This window comes from Mycobacterium sp. (assembly GCF_965277065.1).
Lineage (GTDB): Bacteria > Actinomycetota > Actinomycetes > Mycobacteriales > Mycobacteriaceae > Mycobacterium.
The window spans coordinates 69,168-89,087 of the sequence record NZ_CBDIBT010000013.1 but is presented as its reverse complement, the minus strand read 5'-3'; the positions used below and the strand labels follow the sequence as shown (position 1 = coordinate 89,087).

Annotated in this window: 23 protein-coding genes and 2 pseudogenes; 11 read left to right on the top strand and 14 right to left on the bottom strand. The window is 62.1% G+C overall.

Translation table 11 applies throughout. The features are described from left to right. Positions 1–138 precede the first annotated feature (138 nt). The 6 genes from ACQY5A_RS02520 to ACQY5A_RS02495 all read left to right on the top strand — a co-directional run bounded on the left by ACQY5A_RS02520 (position 139) and on the right by ACQY5A_RS02495 (position 6,175). Positions 139–375: a hypothetical protein gene (locus ACQY5A_RS02520; protein WP_428338794.1), complete on the top strand. Its 237-nt coding sequence runs from the start codon at positions 139–141 to the stop codon at positions 373–375. A 70-nt stretch (positions 376–445) separates the two neighbouring features. Further along, positions 446–2,797: an AAA family ATPase gene (locus ACQY5A_RS02515; protein ID WP_428338793.1), complete on the top strand. Its 2,352-nt coding sequence runs from the start codon at positions 446–448 to the stop codon at positions 2,795–2,797. Positions 2,798–3,276: 479 nt separating this feature from the next. Beyond that, the gene (locus ACQY5A_RS02510) at positions 3,277–3,750 is read left to right on the top strand and encodes a hypothetical protein (RefSeq protein WP_428338791.1); all 474 of its coding nucleotides are present in this window, start codon (positions 3,277–3,279) and stop codon (positions 3,748–3,750) included. A gap of 116 nt (positions 3,751–3,866) precedes the next feature. Continuing rightward, a complete protein-coding gene (locus ACQY5A_RS02505; RefSeq protein WP_428338790.1) occupies positions 3,867–4,541 on the top strand; it encodes a recombinase family protein in 675 nt (224 codons plus the stop codon). A 17-nt stretch (positions 4,542–4,558) separates the two neighbouring features. Beyond that, complete coding sequence (locus ACQY5A_RS02500; protein WP_428338789.1) at positions 4,559–4,816, top strand: hypothetical protein; 258 nt, start codon at positions 4,559–4,561, stop codon at positions 4,814–4,816. Positions 4,817–4,819: 3 nt separating this feature from the next. Continuing rightward, complete coding sequence (locus ACQY5A_RS02495) at positions 4,820–6,175, top strand: tyrosine-type recombinase/integrase (protein ID WP_428338788.1); 1,356 nt, start codon at positions 4,820–4,822, stop codon at positions 6,173–6,175. Here ACQY5A_RS02495 and ACQY5A_RS02490 read toward each other — a convergent pair. The 11 genes and pseudogenes from ACQY5A_RS02490 to ACQY5A_RS02440 form a co-directional block, all read right to left on the bottom strand. After that, the gene (locus ACQY5A_RS02490) at positions 6,172–6,633 is read right to left on the bottom strand and encodes a hypothetical protein (RefSeq protein ID WP_428338787.1); all 462 of its coding nucleotides are present in this window, start codon (positions 6,631–6,633) and stop codon (positions 6,172–6,174) included. The two genes, ACQY5A_RS02495 and ACQY5A_RS02490, sit on opposite strands and share 4 nt — an antisense overlap. After that, positions 6,620–7,180 carry a hypothetical protein gene (locus ACQY5A_RS02485; protein WP_428338786.1) on the bottom strand — a complete coding sequence of 187 codons (561 nt, stop codon included), beginning with the start codon at positions 7,178–7,180 and terminating at the stop codon, positions 6,620–6,622. Before ACQY5A_RS02485 ends, ACQY5A_RS02490 begins: the two co-directional genes overlap by 14 nt. Positions 7,181–7,211: 31 nt before the next feature. Beyond that, the gene (locus tag ACQY5A_RS02480; RefSeq protein ID WP_428338785.1) at positions 7,212–7,625 is read right to left on the bottom strand and encodes a hypothetical protein; all 414 of its coding nucleotides are present in this window, start codon (positions 7,623–7,625) and stop codon (positions 7,212–7,214) included. Further along, entirely contained in the window at positions 7,618–8,154 is a 537-nt protein-coding gene (locus ACQY5A_RS02475; protein WP_428338784.1) for a hypothetical protein, read from the bottom strand. Before ACQY5A_RS02475 ends, ACQY5A_RS02480 begins: the two co-directional genes overlap by 8 nt. Before the next feature lie 557 nt (positions 8,155–8,711). Beyond that, complete coding sequence (locus tag ACQY5A_RS02470; protein WP_428338838.1) at positions 8,712–8,888, bottom strand: hypothetical protein; 177 nt, start codon at positions 8,886–8,888, stop codon at positions 8,712–8,714. Between the two features lie 134 nt (positions 8,889–9,022). Continuing rightward, positions 9,023–9,154, bottom strand: a pseudogene (locus ACQY5A_RS02465) (nucleotidyl transferase AbiEii/AbiGii toxin family protein); the annotation flags it as partial. 80 nt (positions 9,155–9,234) lie between these two features. Then, on the bottom strand, positions 9,235–9,876 hold the full coding sequence (locus tag ACQY5A_RS02460; protein WP_428338782.1) for a type IV toxin-antitoxin system AbiEi family antitoxin domain-containing protein: 642 nt from the start codon (positions 9,874–9,876) through the stop codon (positions 9,235–9,237). Positions 9,877–10,296: 420 nt separating this feature from the next. Next, positions 10,297–10,518, bottom strand: a complete 222-nt coding sequence (locus tag ACQY5A_RS02455) for a hypothetical protein (RefSeq protein ID WP_428338781.1) — start codon at positions 10,516–10,518, stop codon at positions 10,297–10,299. Positions 10,519–10,588: 70 nt separating this feature from the next. Further along, a pseudogene (locus ACQY5A_RS02450) lies at positions 10,589–10,840 on the bottom strand (DUF6319 family protein); the annotation flags it as partial. A gap of 60 nt (positions 10,841–10,900) precedes the next feature. Further along, positions 10,901–11,146, bottom strand: a complete 246-nt coding sequence (locus ACQY5A_RS02445) for a hypothetical protein (RefSeq protein ID WP_428338780.1) — start codon at positions 11,144–11,146, stop codon at positions 10,901–10,903. Between the two features lie 97 nt (positions 11,147–11,243). Beyond that, positions 11,244–11,822 carry a TetR/AcrR family transcriptional regulator gene (locus ACQY5A_RS02440; protein WP_428338779.1) on the bottom strand — a complete coding sequence of 193 codons (579 nt, stop codon included), beginning with the start codon at positions 11,820–11,822 and terminating at the stop codon, positions 11,244–11,246. A gap of 86 nt (positions 11,823–11,908) precedes the next feature. Between ACQY5A_RS02440 and ACQY5A_RS02435 the strand changes: the two genes are divergently transcribed. Then, positions 11,909–12,793, top strand: coding sequence for an alpha/beta fold hydrolase (locus ACQY5A_RS02435; RefSeq protein ID WP_428338778.1), 885 nt, complete (start codon positions 11,909–11,911; stop codon positions 12,791–12,793). An 81-nt stretch (positions 12,794–12,874) separates the two neighbouring features. On the opposite strand, the gene ACQY5A_RS02430 is transcribed toward ACQY5A_RS02435, so the two are convergent. Both ACQY5A_RS02430 and ACQY5A_RS02425 read right to left on the bottom strand, forming a co-directional pair. Further along, a complete protein-coding gene (locus ACQY5A_RS02430) occupies positions 12,875–13,393 on the bottom strand; it encodes a hypothetical protein (RefSeq protein WP_428338777.1) in 519 nt (172 codons plus the stop codon). After that, the gene (locus tag ACQY5A_RS02425) at positions 13,353–13,700 is read right to left on the bottom strand and encodes a DNA-formamidopyrimidine glycosylase family protein (RefSeq protein WP_428338776.1); all 348 of its coding nucleotides are present in this window, start codon (positions 13,698–13,700) and stop codon (positions 13,353–13,355) included. The genes ACQY5A_RS02430 and ACQY5A_RS02425 overlap by 41 nt, the downstream gene beginning before the upstream one ends. A 344-nt stretch (positions 13,701–14,044) precedes the next feature. On the opposite strand from ACQY5A_RS02425, the gene ACQY5A_RS02420 reads away from it, so the two are divergent. Both ACQY5A_RS02420 and ACQY5A_RS02415 read left to right on the top strand, forming a co-directional pair. Continuing rightward, positions 14,045–14,776, top strand: a complete 732-nt coding sequence (locus tag ACQY5A_RS02420) for an SDR family NAD(P)-dependent oxidoreductase (protein ID WP_428338775.1) — start codon at positions 14,045–14,047, stop codon at positions 14,774–14,776. A gap of 180 nt (positions 14,777–14,956) precedes the next feature. Beyond that, positions 14,957–16,399: a catalase gene (locus tag ACQY5A_RS02415; RefSeq protein WP_428338774.1), complete on the top strand. Its 1,443-nt coding sequence runs from the start codon at positions 14,957–14,959 to the stop codon at positions 16,397–16,399. A gap of 60 nt (positions 16,400–16,459) precedes the next feature. Here the strand turns inward: ACQY5A_RS02415 and ACQY5A_RS02410 are convergent, their stop codons facing one another. Further along, on the bottom strand, positions 16,460–17,215 hold the full coding sequence (locus ACQY5A_RS02410) for a PE-PPE domain-containing protein (protein ID WP_428338773.1): 756 nt from the start codon (positions 17,213–17,215) through the stop codon (positions 16,460–16,462). 84 nt (positions 17,216–17,299) lie between these two features. Here ACQY5A_RS02410 and ACQY5A_RS02405 point away from each other — a divergent pair, with 84 nt between their 5' ends. Together ACQY5A_RS02405 and ACQY5A_RS02400 are read left to right on the top strand one after the other, a co-directional pair. Next, complete coding sequence (locus ACQY5A_RS02405) at positions 17,300–17,473, top strand: hypothetical protein (RefSeq protein WP_428338772.1); 174 nt, start codon at positions 17,300–17,302, stop codon at positions 17,471–17,473. 151 nt (positions 17,474–17,624) lie between these two features. Next, positions 17,625–19,802: a glutamine synthetase III gene (locus ACQY5A_RS02400; RefSeq protein WP_428338771.1), complete on the top strand. Its 2,178-nt coding sequence runs from the start codon at positions 17,625–17,627 to the stop codon at positions 19,800–19,802. Positions 19,803–19,920 lie beyond the last annotated feature (118 nt).

Here is a 19,920-nt window from a genome sequence, read left to right as displayed (position 1 = left end):
GTACGCTCCGAAGAACCGGACCCTTTCAGGGCTCCGTAAATACCTTGGCCGGTATCTCCACCGAGCGCGCCTAAATGGCGCGTGTGACGGTGTTGTCATGCCCATAAACGGCATGACACGGGCGACATGGAGATGTCCGTGGACGAGGATCAAAAACCGACAATGTCCGAGCAGGAATTGTTCGAGTGGCTCTGCTACGACGAGGGCCTGCCGGTCACTCGCCGCAGCGTGAAGTGGGCAGTACTTAAACGCGAAATCACTCCAACGCAGATCAGCGGCAAGAACTGGTTCAGCAAGCAAGACGGCTGGGACTGGATTCAGTCTCGTCGTCAGCCCAGCGTCTATCGCGTATCGGAAACCAAAGCAGCTCAATAAATTAGCGGTGCCCCCGGCTCGGTACTTGGCTGGCGAGCCGGGGGCGATTGTCGGCGAAAGGACGGCGAGAGTGACTTTACCCGAAGAGGCCGAGAACCGAAAGCCGAAGCCGCGCAGCGAAATAGCTAGCGATGAGCACCGTTATGGCCTTAGTTTCGATGAGTTCTGCACTGCAGCAAAGGGACTGATCGATGCGGGTCTACATCCTGTCGCCATCGGGAAGTCGAACCCAGGTAAGCCCGATAAGCCTGCCGGGAAAGCTCCATGGCACACGGGTGTGACCGGCTACAACGGAGTCGACCCACACATCGACCGGGTGATGGAGTGGCCACAAGACGTCGCCCAGCGGATTACTCGCGGGGAGCGTGGGCTGCTGAATCTCGGTATGCGTATGCCCGTCGGCGGTCTTGGGCTCGATGTTGATGCCTACGACGACAAACGCGGCGCGACAACGATCGCGGAGTACCGGGCGCGGTTTGGTTGTCTGCCAGACACTTACCGAATTACCGCCCGCCCGTACGCCGAGGGCAGCGGGATTCGTTTATATCGGGTGCCTGACGACTGGCGAGGCAAAACGATCCTGAAAACCGCGGACGGCGCGGACGGGCACGTTGAGCTAATCCAACGACACCACCGCCTTGCCGCAGTTCCGCCGAGCTACCACCACACCGGTTCGCGGTATCGCGTCTATGACGAGCGCACCGGCAGTGAGGTGCCGAACGGAGCTGTGCCGCCGCTTGAGGATTGGTCGAAGCTGCCTGATTCTTGGCTGGAAGGGCTAGCGGGCACGCCGGCCAAGGCGGTGGGTGAGGCGACCGACGCCGAAGTGGAGCGGTTTTCGGCAGAACACGTTGCAAACCAGGAGCCCTGGCACCTAACCGATTTCGTAGTGCCGACGATTACCCGCGCCGATGGCGAGACGCGAAATGCGGCATTCGATGCGCTGCACGAAGCAGCGCGCATGGCGCGTGTCGGTTGGTACCCCTGGGCGGTGGCGCGGGGGGCCATCGAGGTCGCGGCCCAGGAGAGCTACGCCGAACGCGGATTGAGCCTGGATGAAGCAGACTTCTCGCGTTCCGAGCGGTACGCGATCCAGGCGGCCAACAGCGAAGACATTGACAATCTGCGAGAACGTGCGACAAAGCGACTTGCGCGGAGATTGGCGGTCAAGGATTGGGCGCCTATACACGACCAAAGCGCAGCCAAGGGTGAGGTTGCGTCATGGGCTCCTGTCGATATTGCGTTAGCGCGGACCACGGTTGGGTCCACTCCGCCGACGATTCTCGCTCGCTCGGACGGTAACTGCTTGTTTTACCGGGGCAAGGTGCACTCGGTCCACGGGGAATCCGAGTCAGGCAAATCTTGGCTGGCGCAGTGCGCTACCGCTGAAGTCTTGTTGGCCGGCGAATCGGTCTTGTATCTGGACTTTGAGGATGATGCCGGTCCTGTTGCGGAGCGCCTGATTCGGCTCGGCGTGCCAATCGAGGTCGTGGACAACTCGGCGGTGTATGCCTATGTGCATCCGGAAGCGCCACCTAAAGCGGACATTGAGCAGGCGGCGTTTACGGCGCTGCTGAGCGGCGTCTACAGCTTGGCGGTGATTGACGGTGTTACCGACTCGATGGGCTTGTTTGGCTTGTCCGGAAAGGATGCCGATGACGTCGCGCAGTGGCTGCGCCTACTTCCCAAGGCGATAGCCCGCGAGACCGGAGCCGCGGTCGTACTTGTCGACCACGTCGCCAAGGACACCAATACGCGCGGACGGTTCGCCCTCGGCAGCCAGCACAAGATGGCAGGGCTGAGCGGTGCGGCATACCTAGTCGAAATGGAGCAGCCCTTCGCTGTGGGCCAAGCTGGGGCCGCGAGTGTCCGTGTGGGCAAAGACAGACCGGGGCAGGTGCGAGGTCTGGGCGGACGGTGGCGTAAATCTGACCGCACTCAGCACGTAGCCGATTTGCATCTGGACAGCACCGATCCAGATTTGACGACGTGGGCGTTGACCGCGCCCGAAAACGCGGGCCTGCCTAACGAGACCGATGCTGGGAAAGCGAAGAGTAAGAGCACTTTTCGACCGACCTGGTTCATGGAGCAAGTCAGCCGCTATTGGGAGGAGACCGAGGACGCCGCTGAACGGACGAACAACAAGACCATCAACGCGATGTGCGCGGAGCGCAAGGGACAGGGCAAGACCCAGAACCGTGATCTATGGCGCACCGCAACCAAATTGCTAACCGACGAGGGCTACGCAAAGTCGATCAAGGGTGCTCGCGACAGCGACGTGTTCTCGATCGTCAAATCCTATCGGCAGATTGAAGACCCGTTATGCGGTGCGTACTCCGAAGCCGCCGCGCAAGGTATCGAAGGCTGGAAGTACAAGCTGGATTCCGGCGCTGAGAGCGACGAATTCGAGGCGGGATCATGACCGCGCCGACTACGCCGACGACTACGCCGACCGCGCGGTCAGCGCGGTGGCTAGCGAACCTCGATTTCGACCGCGCCGCCTACGCCTCCCCCGTAGGGGGCGTAGGCGAGGTCGGCGAGGTCGCGCGGCTAACTCGGCGCGGAGATTCCACGACGAAAAGTAGGCGCGGATTCGACCGAGATTGCAGCAGACAGCAAGGAACCCAAATTGTTTGAGCAACAAACCAACCGCCTTGGTTTCTGTCTTGGCCCAGGCGTACCGACCCGCATGACCTATCACAAGGGAGAGAAATCATGACAGGGCACTACAGTGAGGAATGGTGGGCTACCAGTAGTTCGCGCCGTTGTGTGAGTCGCAGAAAAGGTCGCCAATGCCTTCGGCCCGCCATCGACGGCGGGACCGTGTGCTACCACCACGGCGGTGCGGCCCCGCAAGTCAAAGCGAAAGCGCGCCAACGTCTTGAAGAAGCAGCAGACCGAATGGCCAAAGAGCTACTGGGCATAGCCACAGGCGCTGAGTCAGAGTCGGTGAAGCTGGCCGCGATCCGCGACGCCTTGGATCGCGCTGGTGTTTCGGCGAAGCAAGCCGTGGAGCTTTCGGCCACGGCGTCGGAGCCCAAGCCTTACGAGGACATGCTCATGGGCATAAGCGGAATCGCGAAGCTCACCCGTGTCGAATCTCGGGCTCAGCGCGGCCTCCCAGCCCCAGACGTACCGGCGTTACCCGCCGCGAGGGAAGGCCCGGAAGTCGTAGACGCCGAGCTACTCCCCGAAACGGCCACTGGCACCGCTCATTCGCCCACTGACGGCCTGAAACCCGTCGAGCGCCGCCGCGTACCCAGCGACCACCCGCAAACGCCAGTAGACGCGCCTACCGGCCTCGTTTCCTTCGAGGAGGCGGTGACCGAGACCCGCGTTCGGCGAGTCCGCCGGGTGACCAGGCGATACAGGTGAGAAAGTTTGCTGGAAGGACCAAAAGAGCTGGTAGAGACGGTCGTGATCGTTGGCCGGCTGGCGTAGCTTAATCGCCGAACCGACCGATTAGGCGGTTTAGGCGATAGGAGAAACGGATGACGAGAATCGACGACCGACCGCTGCGCGTAATCGGCTACTGCCGAGTGAGCACGGCGCGACAAGGCGAGAACGGACACGGTCTTGGCGCGCAACGCCAAGTCTTAGAACGGTTTTGCGAACAGGAGGGCCACGAACTACTGACGGTTACAACGGACGTCGTAAGCGGTGGTGACTCAGATCGTATGTACGGTAGGCAAGTTGCTATCGCCGCGATCGAATCCGGCGTTGCCGATGCGCTGCTGGTCCGCGCGCTCGACCGGGCAACCCGCGACCAGCTCGACCACGCGCGCCTGTTTAAGCAGGCCGAGCGGAACGCCTGGCGGCTAATGGACTGTGAGGGTGCGGATAGCGGTGAACCGCACCAGCGACTTGTCGCTGATATCCGCAATGCAGTTGCCGCTGAGGAATGCCGCAAGATCAGCGAGCGCACTAAGGATGGTCTCGCCAAGGCACGTAAGCACGGGACTCGCAGCGGTAGGCCGATTGGCCGGCCAACGCAGATCGACCCCGCGGTGGTGAAGCGGATAGTCGACATGCGGATGCGGGATTGCCTCAGTGCCAACGCGATTGCTCGCAAGCTCACCGAAGCTGGCGTGCCGACGCCACGCGGCGGCGCGCACTGGTACCCCACGACCGTCGCCGATGTATTCGCCCGCGAGGGCATCGCCTAACCAACAAAGGAGAAACCATGACCGCTACCCAACTAACGCCCGACGAACTGCGGCAGGCCCGCGCCAAGGCCTTCTGGTCGTGGGCCAAGAGCGACCCGCAAACCGCCTTGGCATCGTTCCACGGCAAGCCGGCTGCAACGTTCGCAGACGGCAAGTATCCAGCCGCCTGGTTTACGCCGCCCCGGAAGCCAAAGCCTCTGCCGCGCCACCGACGGCGCATCCGTTCCACGGCTGAGACCCGGCAACGCCGCGCTGCTCGCTACCGGAGGGCCTGAGCCGTGGCCTACGTACGAGCGCACGAGACCAAGCAGCGCCGAAACGGCAAGCGCATCAAGACCTACGCGGTCGTGTGGCGCGAGCCCATCCGTGATGACTTCGGCCTGCCGATCCCGCTCAACCCCGACCAGCCGAGCGGCCCGGTACGAATGCGGGCGAGGCGAGAAACCTACCCAACGCGCGAAGCCGCAGAGGCTCGTCGCGACGAACTCAACGCCGCGCGGCATACGACCGGGACGAGCGCGCTTGCGGAGCAGCGCAAGGCGGGTGATCTTCCGTTCGGGTGCTACGCGCGGGCATGGATCGACGCCCAGCGGGTAAAGGTCGCGTCCGGCAGGGTTAAGGCTGACACCGTAGATGGCTACGAGAGCCGCTTAGCGGTTTACGTACTGCCGGAGTTCGGTGCGAAGGCAATCGCGTCGGTAACCCCCGCCCATTGCGAACAGTTCCTCGCCGCCTTGGTAGCGCGCGGGCTGACGCCGGCCACACTGAAGCATCACTGGTCGGTGCTACGGTCCGTGTTCGTTTACGCGGTCCGCCATAAGGCAATTGCCGCTAACCCGATTGATGCCGTGGACTTCTCGGCGAATGGCGCCCAGCGCCGCAACCGTCGACACCACCCGCTATCGGCAGAGCAGGTCGCAGCCGTCGCGGCGAGCATCGGCACCCGATACCCGGTCTACGAGCTCTTGACGCTGTTCGCCGCCTATACGGGCCTACGGGCGGAAGAACTGGCGGGTCTAGAGATACACGACCTCGTGTTCGCGCCTGGGCCGCGATGCTCGGTAGAGGTTCGCCAGGCCAAGAAGCGGCGGGGAGGGGAGTGGGTGGCTGATTCGCTCAAGAGTGCCAAGAGCGCGCGAACGGTACCGCTGCCGGGCTGGCTCGCCGAGCGCGTTGCCGCCTACCTCGCGGACCATCCACGAGCCGACGAACCGTACGCGCCCCTCTGGCCGAACCGCGCCCTGGGCGGTGCGCGTCGGAGGGGCTGTCGGGCTATCGTGCCGCTGGACTACTCAGAGCCAGTCGACACGACAGCGTTCTATAAGAACGTCCTTCGCCCCGCGCTGGAGGCGGTCGGTCTACCGGCCAGCCGTCCCGCCTCGGCGGATGCGCCGGCTGTTCGGGGCGTACGGCTCCATGACCTTCGGCATACGTTCGCGACGCTTCAGCTCTCGGCGGGCGTCCACTTTATGCAGGTATCGAAGTGGTTGGGACACAGTACCTTCACGCTTACTCTCGACGTTTATGGCGATTACATCCCCGAACAAGATGGCGGGGCCGCTAACGAGCTACCGGAGCCGACCGCCGCGACGCGCATGGTCGAGGTTGTGCCGCTACGTCGACTGGCGACTTAATGTACAAGTTGGCGAACCATATCGCCGACCTTGACCGATACGCCCGGGTCAGTCGGCGTCACATCCTCGGGCTGTTTGGCGCCAATGATGTGTTCTCGCTTGGGCCTAAATCTTTCAAATGGATTCGGACTGAGGCGGTTCAATTCGTCGATCGTCATATGCGTCGTTGACAGGAAGGCGCCTAAACCTTGCGGTGGCGTGACGATCCGATACGTCTCCGCAACGCAGTACTTGGAATAGACGTCGGTAACTTTTACCCGCGTTTTTTCAAATGGCTTGGGTCCCAGCGACTCTCCCGTATCGGGATCTTTTACGTCGCCACCGAGGCCCATGACGCGGAAGACCATACCGGACTTCACGTGATCCACTTCGCCGCGATTTATTATGAGCGTGTGTTGGTCAACGATTTCTGCAACCTTCCCTGTAATCGCCTGTGGCACTTCGCTAGGCGTCGCCATTCGCCGCCTCCTGCTCCTGTCTCTGATGCCGTGAAATGTCTTGCAATGGGAGCTGTTCTCGTCGGGCTTGAATTGAGTGAAGATCCGCCTCGAAGTTAGCGGCACCGGCCGTTGCGGCGGTCTGCGACAAACTCTCCCATTCTCGAATTGTCTTCGTCACTTGAAGCAAGTTGTCGTCTGTGCGTGCGAGGGCATGCTCGACAGCGCGGATCGCAGCCGGAGTGTCATACTCGTTGAGTGCATTCAACGCCTGCGTAAGGCGCTGGTCGACGTGGTAAACGCCCTGTAGCAGGCTCCAAGCGGAATACACGGCTTTGCTGACATCGCGCTCAATATTCTTGTTGGCATCCAGACGGTGGTAAAAGTCCGCCGTCCACCCGGCGGACACTAGTCCGAAGAACGGAGCAAGTGCCTTGGTCAGAAAATCGCCCAACTGCTCGTCATGCGTCGAGTAGCCGAGCCAAAATGTCCCGATGGTGATTATGAGGGTAATAATGAAGCCAGCAATGTAGAGCGCCGACAGCTTATGCGGTTCGCGCCCTGCCACTCTTGGGTCCGTCCTTCGCCGATTCGAGAGCCTATTTCGCTAACGTGATCAGAGTCGCAGTATCGCCCACCCTGACGGTAGTGTCGATATCGTAATCCTCGCTCATTTCAACTTCCATCTTTTCTTTCACTGTTCTTTCGGGACCAAACACCCCTCCCATTACGCTCGCACCACCGACCTTGTAGGTTCGATACGTTTCGACAACGCAAATTTTCGGGTAGACGGTCTGTGCACTAACCCGAGCCTTCTCAACTGGTAAAAGGCCGATCTGCTCGCCGGACCCTGGGTCGTTAATGGGAATCCCTTCTAGTGACATTATTCGAAATATGTCACCGGGTTTTACGCCATTCTCGCGGCCGACATTCAGCACCAGCTCAGTTGAAGAGTTAACGCGAGCTACTTGCGCTTCAAGGCCGACGGTGGCACGCGGGACCTGTTCACTCATTCCATCCCTCTCCCTTGCGAATTGAAGCGTTCTCGGCCTTGGTTATTTCATCGTCTACTACCGTCGGCGCAAATCGACGCCAGTCTTGGATTGCGTCATAGGTCTGATCGAAAGCAACCGTCGTTGCCTCGCGTATAACTCGTATCCGGGTGCGCAACTCGGCGACAGTTTGATTGGCCTCGTCATCAGTATGAGACTCAATTCGAGCCATAATTTTCATGATACGGAACGACCTGGTAACCGCACTTCTAGCGGTTCGTTCTATGTCTTCCTGCTGACGCCGTTCGGCGATCTGCCGGTCATGACTTTGCGATTGATACATGAGGACGGCAACGATCCACGCACCTGCGATGGACAACACGGCAAGGACAGCTGTTAAGAAGTAGCTCTCCATAGGGGTTTGTCCACCCTTATGCGCAAGGACCAGCCCCGAGACGATGGCAACCACTAACGCGGCGACAAGCAGCGCCGAGGTAACGACGGCCCACTGACGAAATCGTGGGTTCGCTTTCGCTTTCCCGTCTGCCATACGATCCACTATTCCATCCAGTCGGCTAACATCCTTGAAGCCACTCCGTCGCGGCGCGAACGCGGCGACTGGGGGCGTTTCTAGGCCGAATCGGGGCCGTACCGGAGGCGTACCGGCAACGACCATTTATGGCTCTTTGCAGTGGATTTAGGGCTTTCAGCTACCCATCCGCCCTGGTCGCGAACGCCGAAAATAGGGACTCATAATCCGTAGGTCGCGGGTTCGAGCCCCGCCCGCCCCACTTCAGAGCCTGTTTTTCAGGCTTATCGGCGCCGAGTCACCGCTTATTCATCGTTTATAGGCCCAAGATTCTGGCTGCCATGCTGGTCATCCGGGATTTTGGCGGCGGCGTGCCAAGCCGCCCGCACGGTGTCGAGAGCCGTACGCGCCGAGACCGTGATTCGGGTCTGTCCGGCGAGTTGCGCCTGCCACTCGGCGTCTGAAGGCGCTGCGTCGAACAGCCGGGACGCGGGCGGCCGATTCGTAGGTCCGTGGCGTTGGTACAGGTCTACGGCATCGCTGTTGATTGCGCCGAGGTGGCTGAGCGCCCAAAGATCTCATAGGTCGCGAGCGCCGCGCCGATCGGCCCAGGTCGAGGTCTTCGACGCGGCAAAGGCGGGCAGTGTCGGAACAAGCAACTCGGCTGCGGGGGCGTCGGTGTAGCGCTGAACCATGATGCGCCGCTCGGATGGCCACACCACTCGGTCGTGCGCGGAGAGCAGTTGAATTCGCACGGACAGGCCGCCCGGCGATCGAAGGGTGCCGGTTGGGTGCTCGCGACGTTGCCCAACTTTGGGTCAAGAATGAGCCGGCCGTGCGAACGCGACAACGCGCGAGGGAGGTCCGAGTCGAGTGTGGCAGCCACGGACTTGCGATCGCCGATGGCGATCAAGTCGATGTCCTCACTGAGCCGCCCGGCTGCTAGGTGCGTGCGGGCCAGCGCGGTGCCGCCGATGAATTGAACCTGGTCTCCAACGCTCGAGCTAAGAAAGGCGAGCACATATGAAATGAGGTGGTCGCGTTCGACTTGCTCGGCGGACACGCCGAATTGTGTTGCCACCGCGGCGCGTTCATCGATGTTCACGCGTGGGCCCAGGCTTCGGCGCGACCAAGTGACGCCGTTCGTCGTTGGTCGGATGCGAGCGCGGCGATTCGTTGTTGGTCGCAGCGCGCATAGAGCGCGGCAACGGCCGATGGAACGTCGACCACCACCTCACCCAGTTCCGGGCGATGAGCGAGATCGAGCACCGTCTGTTCTGGTGTTGTCACCAATGCCGGTCCCAGCGGTGTGTCGATGCGCTCGGTGTCTAGGCGGGCGGTGTCGCGCTTAACGAATCGGACTACCGCCGGCCGATCCGAGAGTGCGATTTGGCGGTGCTGGCGGGGCACAGCGACCGTTGCGGTCGCGAGGGCGCGGGGGACCGCTCCGTGCAGGCGGGCTGCGCTCGGGCCCATGACGATGACATGGTCTGCTCCGTAGATCGCCGCGGCGATGCCCGCGGCGGTCGCTTCCAAGCTCGGCGTCCACGCACGGCCCACCATTTCCTGGGGGACGACGACGTAGTAGCCTTCGGCGACCCGATGAAGCAGACCGCGCTCACTGAGGCGGACCAACTGAGCCCGCGGATGGGCGTAGATCTTGTCGGCATCGCGCGGACGGATGGTCTTCATTGGCGCCCGGGCAAGATCGGGCGGTATCGGAGTGTTCCGATTCTGCGCCATGATCTCTCCTCGAGTATGCAAATCGTACCTTCGTAGAGTACGAAACGCATACTCATTGCGCAAGATCGACTGACGTTATCCTTCGCGTCGGTCATGAGGCTCGCAGACCAATCGATCGAGCAGGTCGGCCACTTGCGTGTGCACCCGGCCCCGCGGCTCATGTACCTGTCTTGGGTCATGGAGACGTTTGTGTGGCCCAAGTGGTCGGCCCCGATGCGGGGGCAGAGTACGAGGAAACAGTTGCCGAGGTGTTCTTCGATGACCAGGGCGTCAACCATCTGAACGTCGACCGGAACTGCCCGGTTCCTATCGGGGGTTGATGGTAGTCAATCTGGTTGTCGCACAACAAGAACGGGCAATAACAGGGACTATCAGGATCTGAGGATTGCTAATCCCTTGGTCACGGATTCGAGCCCCGCCCTACCTTGCCTGGCGAAGGACGGAAAACGGTCCTTGGTGCAGGACGGAGAACGGTCCGTGGTGGCCGTGTACCAGCGGCGCGCGGGGCACCGGTTGTGGCACCGTAAAAGTTCCGTGGGCGTGAGCCGTGCCGGCGGACCCAAATACCAGCGAGGCACCGAGGCCCAGTGCTGCAGCGGTGATTGCAGCAGCATTCCGGATGTTGAGGGCCAGTGTCGTCATCGGGTCCAAGGGTATACCGGCCTGGTCTCCGGACGGAGCGGCACGCCGCTGGCGCAAGGATCCGCTCCGCTCAGTCCAGATCGGCGAGGACCTTACGGGCGGCATCTAATTCGGCTTCCAGCGCGGCGACCCTGGCGGCCTGCTGCGAGCGTGCCTCTTCGATGACCTCGTTGATCGGGTTGGAGAGGTCCTCATGCAGTTCCTTGGCCGCACGGGAGACCGCGGCGGCCGCGACCACGAGGTTACGCGCCAGGTAACTGTTGCCCTGCTTGAGCTCCGCGCGCCATTCGCCGTCAGCGGTGCCGGTAACCGTGAGAGTCACGCGTGTCAAAATCATCAAAGTTCCAAAGGCGCTGTGCCCCAGTCTATCTGGGCGCCGTAGCTAACGCGTTGCGCGGGTCTTGATGTCAGTGGCAACGGCTTTCTGCCAACCCGAGGCGATGTCCCACACGTCCTTGAGGCGCGCTATCGCCGCGGCCTCGCAATGTCCGCAGTCACACTCGGGTGAGTGAGTGAGCAGGTCATCGACCACGTGCTTGACGAGCGTCATGGTGAGCGGTTCGCCGGTCACCTGGGCAGCGTTGAACACGTCAACGGCGACGAGATCGTCGGCATCGGCCATGCGCATACCCGTCAGTGTCCCATCGGGATCACGGCCGACGTTGCCGCCACACCTACCAACACGCTGGCAGTTTGACGTCCGGTGTGCTCGGCAGGCGGCGTGATCAGGCACCGGAGAGCAACGCGAGCGCGCCGGCGGTCGCGTCATCGGCGGAGCTCTGCCGTCCGGTAGCGCGTGCAGTCACGAACGCCCCCTCCACGACCGCGACAAGGGCGGCGGCGGTCTTCCTCGGGTCCAGTCCGGACAGCAGCGAGCCGTCTGCCTGGCCTTCCCGCACCGTCTCTTCGACTACGTGTGCCAGCTGCGTGAAGACGGATTCCAGGCTTTCCCGAAGTTCTGGTTCGGCCAAAATGCCTGCGTCGTAAGCAAAGCCGCCGACCCGACAGCCGTCGAGTGCCTCGCTCGCGCATCCCAGGAAAGCGGCCAGCCGGTCGCGCCCCGTCGGCAGTCCGTCCATGGCCGCCTGCACGGCGTCCAGCACGTCGCGTCCATTCGCCTCGACGACCTCCCGGCCGAGTTCGGGCTTGTTCGGGAAGTGGTGGTAGAAGCTGCCCTGGCTGACTCCGGAGTCGGCCATCACCTGTCGCGGGCTGGTCGTCGAATAGCCGTGCTGCCAGAACATCCGCTTCGCGGAGTCGACAATTTTCTGCTTGCTGTCCACGTCAGCGATGGTATCAGCCACCATACCTACCTCCAGGGTTGCGAACATACCTTAAGGTAGGTATGCTCGATCTCTGCCGCCCAGGAACAACTTCAAGGAGAACCCTTATGACCACCGCGCCATCTGTTCCCGTCGTTCAGTACGAGGTCGCCAACCTGGACGGATTCGAGCTGTTCTACCGCGAGGCCGGCCCGAGCGACGCTCCCGTCGTGCTTCTGCTGCACGGATTCCCGACCTCGTCGCACATGTTCCGGAACCTGATCCCGTACCTCGCGGATCGTTTCCATGTGATCGCACCGGACCTCCCGGGGTTCGGGCAGAGCGGCTCTCCTGATCGCGCGGAGTTCTCCTACACCTTCGATGCGGCTGCTCAACTCGTCGAGAAGCTGTTGACGAAGCTCGGCATTACCCGTTACGCGGTCAACGTCTTCGACTACGGCGCCCCCGCAGCATGGCGGCTGGCCCTTGCGAACCCCGACGCGATCACCGCCCTGGTCGTGCAGAACGGCAACGCCTACGACGAGGGCCTGGACAACGCGTTCTGGGTGCCGATCAAAAAATACTGGGCCGATCCGAGCCCGGAGAATCGGGATGCTCTACGCTCTCTCGTCACCCTGGCGTCGACGAAATTCCAATACCTCGACGGGATGGCCAACCCGTCGCGCATCTCGCCCGACAACTGGGTCGCCGATCAGGCGCTACTGGACCGACCGGGCAACGACGAGATCCAGCTCGACTACTTCCTCGACTACGGCACCAACCCTGCGCTGTATCCGGCTGTGCAGCAATGGTTGCGGGCCAAGCAGCCGCCCACCCTCGTCGTGTGGGGCGCCAACGACATGATCTTCCCGGCGGAAGGCGCCCACCCGTACAAGCGCGATCTGCACGACGTCGAGTTTCACGTCTTTGACAGCGGACATTTCCTGCTCGAGGACCGGGCTGACGAAGTGTTCCCGCTGATCCACGATTTCCTGACCCGAAAAATCGGCTGACGGACGGCGCCGCTCACGACGTTTTCACGGTGAACCAATGCGCTTGAGGTGGAGCGGTGAAACGGCCAGAAGGCCCGCGACCTACGTGTCATCAGGTCGTTTGGATTTGTCTACGTCCGGACCCGGCTGGCAAGTCGGACACCACCAGGTGCGGCGTCGTTCGGGATCATTGGTGACCTCGGCGACCACGCGAACCGTTGTGCCGCAACGTAAACACGGGCGTCCAGAGCGCCCGGCCACCCAGTGCTGCTCGCCTTTACGCCGTACGCCCGTCGTCACCTGCATCGCGCCCGGAACACTGGCCGAATGACGCAACGCCCGTGCCCCAAGTTCGAGCAGCGCCGTGACGTCGATCGTTCCTACCGGCGTCCAGGGATTGTGCCCGCGAATAAAACACAGTTCGTTGACCCACAGATTGCCGAATCCGGCCACGCACCGCTGGTCGAGCAGCGCCGCCACGAGTGGCCGGTCGGGATCGTCGCCGAGCCGCCGGGCCGCCTCGGCGACGTCCCAGTCGTCACGCAGCGGGTCTGGTCCCAGATAGCCGACGACGTCGTTCTCATCGCGGGTGCGCAGCAACTCGACGATCGGTATTTTCACGCCGTAAGCTGCCGGGCCATCCGTTCGCAGTACGATTCGGACGTCGGGCATGACAGCTTTTGGCAACCAGCGTCCGGCCAGAAACCGTCCACGATCCGGACATCAGCAGATGGGTGTGCAACGTGAGATCGCTCGACAACCGGATCAGCAGATGCTTGCCGTGCGTGACGTGTTCGAGGACGGTCAGACCGGCGAGGTCCGCGGTGGCATGTGCTGGCACACGCAGCTCGCCGTGGGTCAGGACGCGACCTCGCAAGGCGGTGTCCAGCCGGCGGGCAAGCGCGTAGACGGTGTCGCCTTCGGGCATGCATCCCATCGTCCACGACGTTGCCCACAGCGAGTCGACCCGCGCATGATCGAGCTCGCCCCGCGAGGCCGTCAGGCGTTGCGCGTTGGTGCCGTCTCATGCGCTTGACGGGGAGAGGCGCTGGCGCAAGTCGCTGGGGGAGGAGCGATTTGACGAGCTGCGCGAGACGTTGCAGGCGCTTCTTTCGGCCGAAGCAGTCAAATCCTGAGACCTGGCCGCCGGCGCGGCGACCCCAGGAATACGGCGAGTGCACGGAGAAGTTGCAACGCCACAATGAGAACTGAATCGGTAGCTTCGTCGACTGATATGCACTCTGACGAGACGAATTCGAGAACGGAGCAGTCATGGGAAAGCTAGACGGCAAGGTTGCGGTGATTACCGGGGCCACCAGCGGTATGGCCTTGGCCAGCGCGAAGTTGTTCGTGGACGAGGGGGCCTACGTCTTCATCACGGGTCGACGACAGGACTCGCTGGACAAGGCTGTCGTGGCGATTGGCCGCAACGTGACCGGCGTGCAAGGCGATGCCGCCAACCTGGGGGACCTCGACCGACTCTTCGAGACGGTGAAGGCCGAGAAGGGCAGCATCGACGTGCTGTACGCGAACGCCGGAACGGGCGAGGCAGTCAAGCTCGGCGACATCACTGAGGAGCACTTCGACCAGACCTTCGGACTCAATGCGCGAGGCACATTGTTCACGGTGCAGAAGGCTCTGCCGCTTCTGAACGACGGTGCGTCGATTGTCTTGACCGCGTCGATCGCATCGATCAAGGGTTGGCCTGGCTGGACTGTGTATGCGGGAAGCAAGGCTGTCCTGCACGCGTACGCACGGGTTTGGGTCACCGAACTCAAGGACAGGCGGATCCGCGTGAACGTCCTGAGCCCTGGCCAGGTCTCGACACCGATGATGGACGTGCTCGACGCCGAAACGAGGGAGCAGTTGGAGTCTCTAATCCCCCGGGGCGAGATGGGCTATCCCGACGAGTTGGCGAGCGTCGCACTCTTTCTGGCGTCCGACGACTCCAGCTATCTCAACGGCCAGTTGCTGAACGTCGACGGCGGCACCGCCGCAATCTGACGCTAATGCCCCAACGCGTCGAGGGCAAAGCTCCCGTCGGCATGGGCGGGCGCAGCCGGCTAGATCCGGTCAACATCGGACGATCGGTGTAGCGACGGCTATTTCTCGTTCGATGTGGGTACCTACCTCACAGCGGCGCCGCCAAGTCCATGCGCGCCGCTGCACGACGAGGAGGCATTCATGACTGAGCGATACACCACGACTGACGGCGGTGCCCCGGCCCCGAGCGACAAACAATCGCTGACGGTTGGCCCCGATGGCCCCATCCTGTTGCAGGACCACTACCTGATCGAGCAGATGGCGCAGTTCAATCGGGAGCGCATCCCGGAACGCCAACCGCACGCCAAGGGTGGTGGCGCGTTCGGCCACTTCGAGGTGACCCACGACATCAGCACATTCACCAGGGCTGCGGTATTCCAACCCGGCATCAAGACTGACACGCTGATCCGCTTTTCCACCGTCGCCGGCGAGCGGGGGAGCCCAGACACCTGGCGCGACCCGCGCGGATTTTCGTTGAAGTTCTACACGTCGGAGGGCAACTTCGACATGGTCGGCAACAACACGCCGGTCTTTTTCATGCGTGACCCGATGAAGTTTCAGCACTTCATCCGTTCGCAGAAGCGCATGCAGGCAACCAACTTGCGCGACAACAACATGCAGTGGGACTTCTGGACGCTGACACCCGAATCCGCCCATCAGGTGACCTGGTTGATGGGGGACCGCGGTATCCCCAAGAGCTGGCGACAGATGAACGGCTACAGCAGCCACACCTACAGCTGGATCAACGCCGCTGACGAAATATTCTGGGTGAAGTACCACTTCATCAGCGATCAGGGCATCGACTTCCTGACCCAAGATGAAGGCGACCAGTTAGCCGGCGAGGACGGCGATTACCACCAGCGCGACCTCTACGACGCGATCGACGGCGGCAACTTCCCCAGTTGGACGTTGAAGATGCAGATCATGCCGTTCGAAGACGCCAAGTCCTACCGGTACAACCCCTTCGACCTGACCAAGGTGTGGCCGCACAGCGACTATCCCCTGATCGACGTCGGCAAGCTGACGCTCGACCGCAACGTCACCGACTACCACACCGAGATCGAGCAAGCCGCGTTCGAGCCGAACAACATGGTGCCCGGTACCGGTCTGAGTCCGGACAAGATGCTGCTGGCCCGCGGCTTCTCCTACTCCGACGCGCACCGCGCCCGGCTGGGCACCAATTACAAGCAGATACCGGTCAATTCGCCGCACGTGGAGGTCAACAGCTATTCCAAGGACGGGGCAATGCGGATCAAGAACGTCACCGATCCGGTGTACGCGCCCAACTCCTACGGCGGGCCGCACGCGGATCCGGCGCGCGCTGCCGAGATCCGCTGGCAAGCCGACGGCGAGCTGGTCCGCGCCGCCTATACCTTGCGGCCGGAGGACGACGACTGGGGACAGGCCGGAACCCTGGTGCGTGAGGTTCTCGATGACGATGCGCGAGACCGATTGGTGCACAACATCGTTGGACACGTCTCCAAGGGTGTGAAAGAGCCTGTTCTGTCGAGGGTGTTTGAGTACTGGCGCAATGTCGATCCCGATATCGGGAAAAAAGTTGAGGAAGAATTCCGGGCAGGGTAGAAGGTATTCAAGTCCGAATCCTATAGTCGCAACGCTGCAACTCCCCGAAGAATGCAGGCTCTAGGCCTGTTCGCCGGTAGATGCGGCCAGTTGCTCGGCGGTCGGACTCGGTCGGTCGTAAGCGCTGTCAATGAGCGGGCGTTGCTGCTCGTCTAGTTCGTCGATTGCCGAGTCAGACCCGAGCATCCGCTTCGTTCGATTGAGCGGTAGGTGTTGCGTCGGGATGAGTACCGCTGTGATATTGCCGCGAGTGGTTGCGAGGTTGGCAGGGTCATCGAGCCGAGCTTTGACGTAGTCATGAATAGTGGCGGCGCCTATTTGGGCGTTTTGTGTTGCTAGCGCATAGTTGGGCGAATCTGTGACAGTGGGTGAGTCACTCCATCCGTCATATTGACGGGCTACCAAGAGCACTTTGTTTGCGACACCGGGAGGAATGCCCTGCCCGTGCGAGACAAGCTGGTCGTTACGCGCAAATGTGTCGCCCAGCAGCACGAACCGTACACCGGGCGGGGGCGTGTTCTGCGCCAGGTACAGCGAGATCACTTGTGATCCCAGGCTAAAGCCGAGGACGGTGTCTCCGGGATGCAAAGCGGTACCGACTAATGCCGCTACTCCTGCGTCATTGTGAAGGCCGTCAGCGGGATAGGGCACCTTGATGCACGGACATAATCTGCCCCCCAGCTGCTTCTGGGTCACCGACATGGTCATAGAACCGACAGAGTCGTAATCAAATGGTTCGACGGTGTACGTGATGCCCGCGGCCGTGGCGACAGCGATGTTCGTTGCCATCCCCGCGATGACGAGTGTCAGCGCCACGCACGGTGTCCATAAGCCCTTCATGGGCCTTGTCCTACCTATCGAAGATTGACTATTGCAAGGGCAAAATACCTCCGTCCACACGTGAGCACCGCGCAACACCGTGAGATGTCCCGCAGCATCTTTATCGCGGTCTCTGAAGCAGGAGGACTCGATGAAGGTCGGTTGGCGGGCAAGGGCGTGGTCGCGGCGCCACCAGAGTTGGATTCCGGCGCTGACCTGCCGTTACGCGGGTTCGCTGGCCGCTTCGGGCGATAGTCGCCCCAGCACACAACACCTGGACGGCAAACAAGATCGCTGCCATCAGAGTTTGACAGCCGCGTAACATTCCCGGAACCGACCGTCCCTAGTGTCAGCCCAGCAACAACTGGCAAATCCGATGCGATGCATCGCGGCGATAGGGACTCAATTGAGCGGAAATTCAACACGTCTTCAGGCAATCAACAACGTCGAGGCGTATGTCCCTCCGACCGTCAGTTTCGTACCTGGCGAAGAACCGGGCGAGGTTTTCGGCGCCAACGTCTTCACCAAGGCCGAGATGCAGGCGCGGCTGCCCAAGTCGGTGTACAAGTCCATCGTCGCGACGATGGAAAAAGGCACCAAGCTTGACCCTGCGGTTGCCGATGCTGTCGCGCTGGCGATGAAGGATTGGGCACTGGAGAAAGGCGCCACGCACTACGCCCACGTGTTCTACCCGATGACCGGCCTGACCGCCGAAAAGCACGACAGCTTCCTGGATCCGGTGGGTGACGGGACCACGTTCGCGGAGTTCGCCGGCAAGACCCTCATCCAGGGTGAGCCCGACGCCTCCAGCTTCCCGTCGGGCGGCCTGCGCAGCACCTTCGAGGCGCGCGGCTACACCGGCTGGGACGCCACCAGCCCGGCCTACATCCTGGAGAACCCGAACGGCAACACACTGTGCATCCCAACGGTGTTCGTCTCGATGACCGGTGAGGCACTGGACTACAAGACTCCGCTGCTACGCAGCCAGCAAGCGATGGGTAAGCACGCCGAGCGTGTCCTGAAGTTGTTCGGCCACAAGGATCTCAACCACGTCGTGTCGTTCTGCGGACCCGAGCAGGAGTACTTCCTGGTCGATCGACACTTCTTCCTGGCGCGACCGGACCTCATCAACGCGGGCCGCACGGTGTTCGGCGCCAAGCCGCCCAAGGGCCAGGAGTTCGACGACCACTATTTCGGGGCGGTTCCCGAGCGTGTCCTCGGCTTCATGATGGACACCGAGCGTGAGCTATTCAAACTCGGTATCCCCGCCAAGACCCGGCACAACGAGGTGGCGCCCGGACAGTTCGAGCTGGCTCCGATGTTCGAGCGGGCCAACATCGCTTCCGACCACCAGCAACTGACGATGACGATCTTCAAGACGCTGGCCAAAAAGCACGGCATGGAATGCTTGTTCCACGAGAAGCCGTTCGCCGGCGTCAATGGCTCCGGCAAGCACGTCAACTTCTCGTTGGGTAACTCCGAGCTGGGATCGCTGTTGGTTCCGGGTGACACGCCGCACGAGAACGCTCAGTTCCTGGTGTTCTGCGCCGCGGTGATCCGCGCCGTACACAAGTTCGCCGGACTGCTCCGGGTGTCGGTGGCTTCCGCCACCAACGACCACCGCTTGGGCGCCAACGAGGCACCGCCGGCGATCATCTCGATTTTCCTCGGCGAGCAGCTCGCCGACGTCTTCGAGCAGATCGCCAAGGGCGCAGCGACGTCGTCAAAGGGTAAGGGCACCATGATCATTGGTGTCGATACACTTCCCGCGCTGCCGACCGACCCGGGTGACCGCAACCGCACCAGCCCGTTCGCGTTCACCGGCAACCGGTTCGAATTCCGGGCGCCTGGCTCCGGACAGACGGTTGCCGTGCCGTTGATCATCATCAATACGATCATGGCGGACTCGCTGGACTACCTGGCCACCCAGCTGGAGAAGGCTGTCGGCGAGGGCGAGGACTTCGACAAGGCAGTGCAGGCACTGCTCACCGAGGTCATCACCGAACACGGTGACGTGGTCTACAACGGCGACGGCTATTCCGAGCAGTGGCAGATCGAGGCGGCCGAGCGAGGCTTGCCGAACCTGAAAACCACCTTGGATGCGGTCGGTGAGCTGATCACTCCCGAGGCAGTAGAACTCTTCGACAAGTACTCGGTGTTCAACGAGCGCGAGTTGCACAGCCGCTACGAGGTCCAGTTGGAGCAGTACGTGCTGACCGTCGCGGTCGAAGCGAAGCTGTCGCTGGAACTCGGGACGACCGTCATCCTGCCAGCCGCAATCCGCTACCAGACCGAGCTCGCCCAGAACGTCGCGGCTCTCAAGGCCGCCGGCGTGGAGTCGAACACCGCTGCGCTGGAGGCGGTTTCGGGTCCGATCTCCGACCTCACCGCGGGGCTGGAGACGCTGAAGACAGCGCTGGCTCATGACTCGGCGGAGTCGGCGCTCGACGAAGCGAAGCATGCTCAACACGAGTTGCTGCCGGCGATGGAAGCGGTGCGTGCCGCCGCCGATGCGCTGGAAGCCATTGTGGCCGACGACTTGTGGCCGCTGCCCACTTATCAGGAGATGCTGTACGTCCTCTGAAGGCTTGAAATCTGGCCGCGCGGTACGCTGGCGAGGAAGTCTGTGCCCTGGTTGAGTCCGCAGCCGATGGCGTATGCGAAGAAATTCGTGGACATCGGTCGAAGGCAGCCCATTGTCT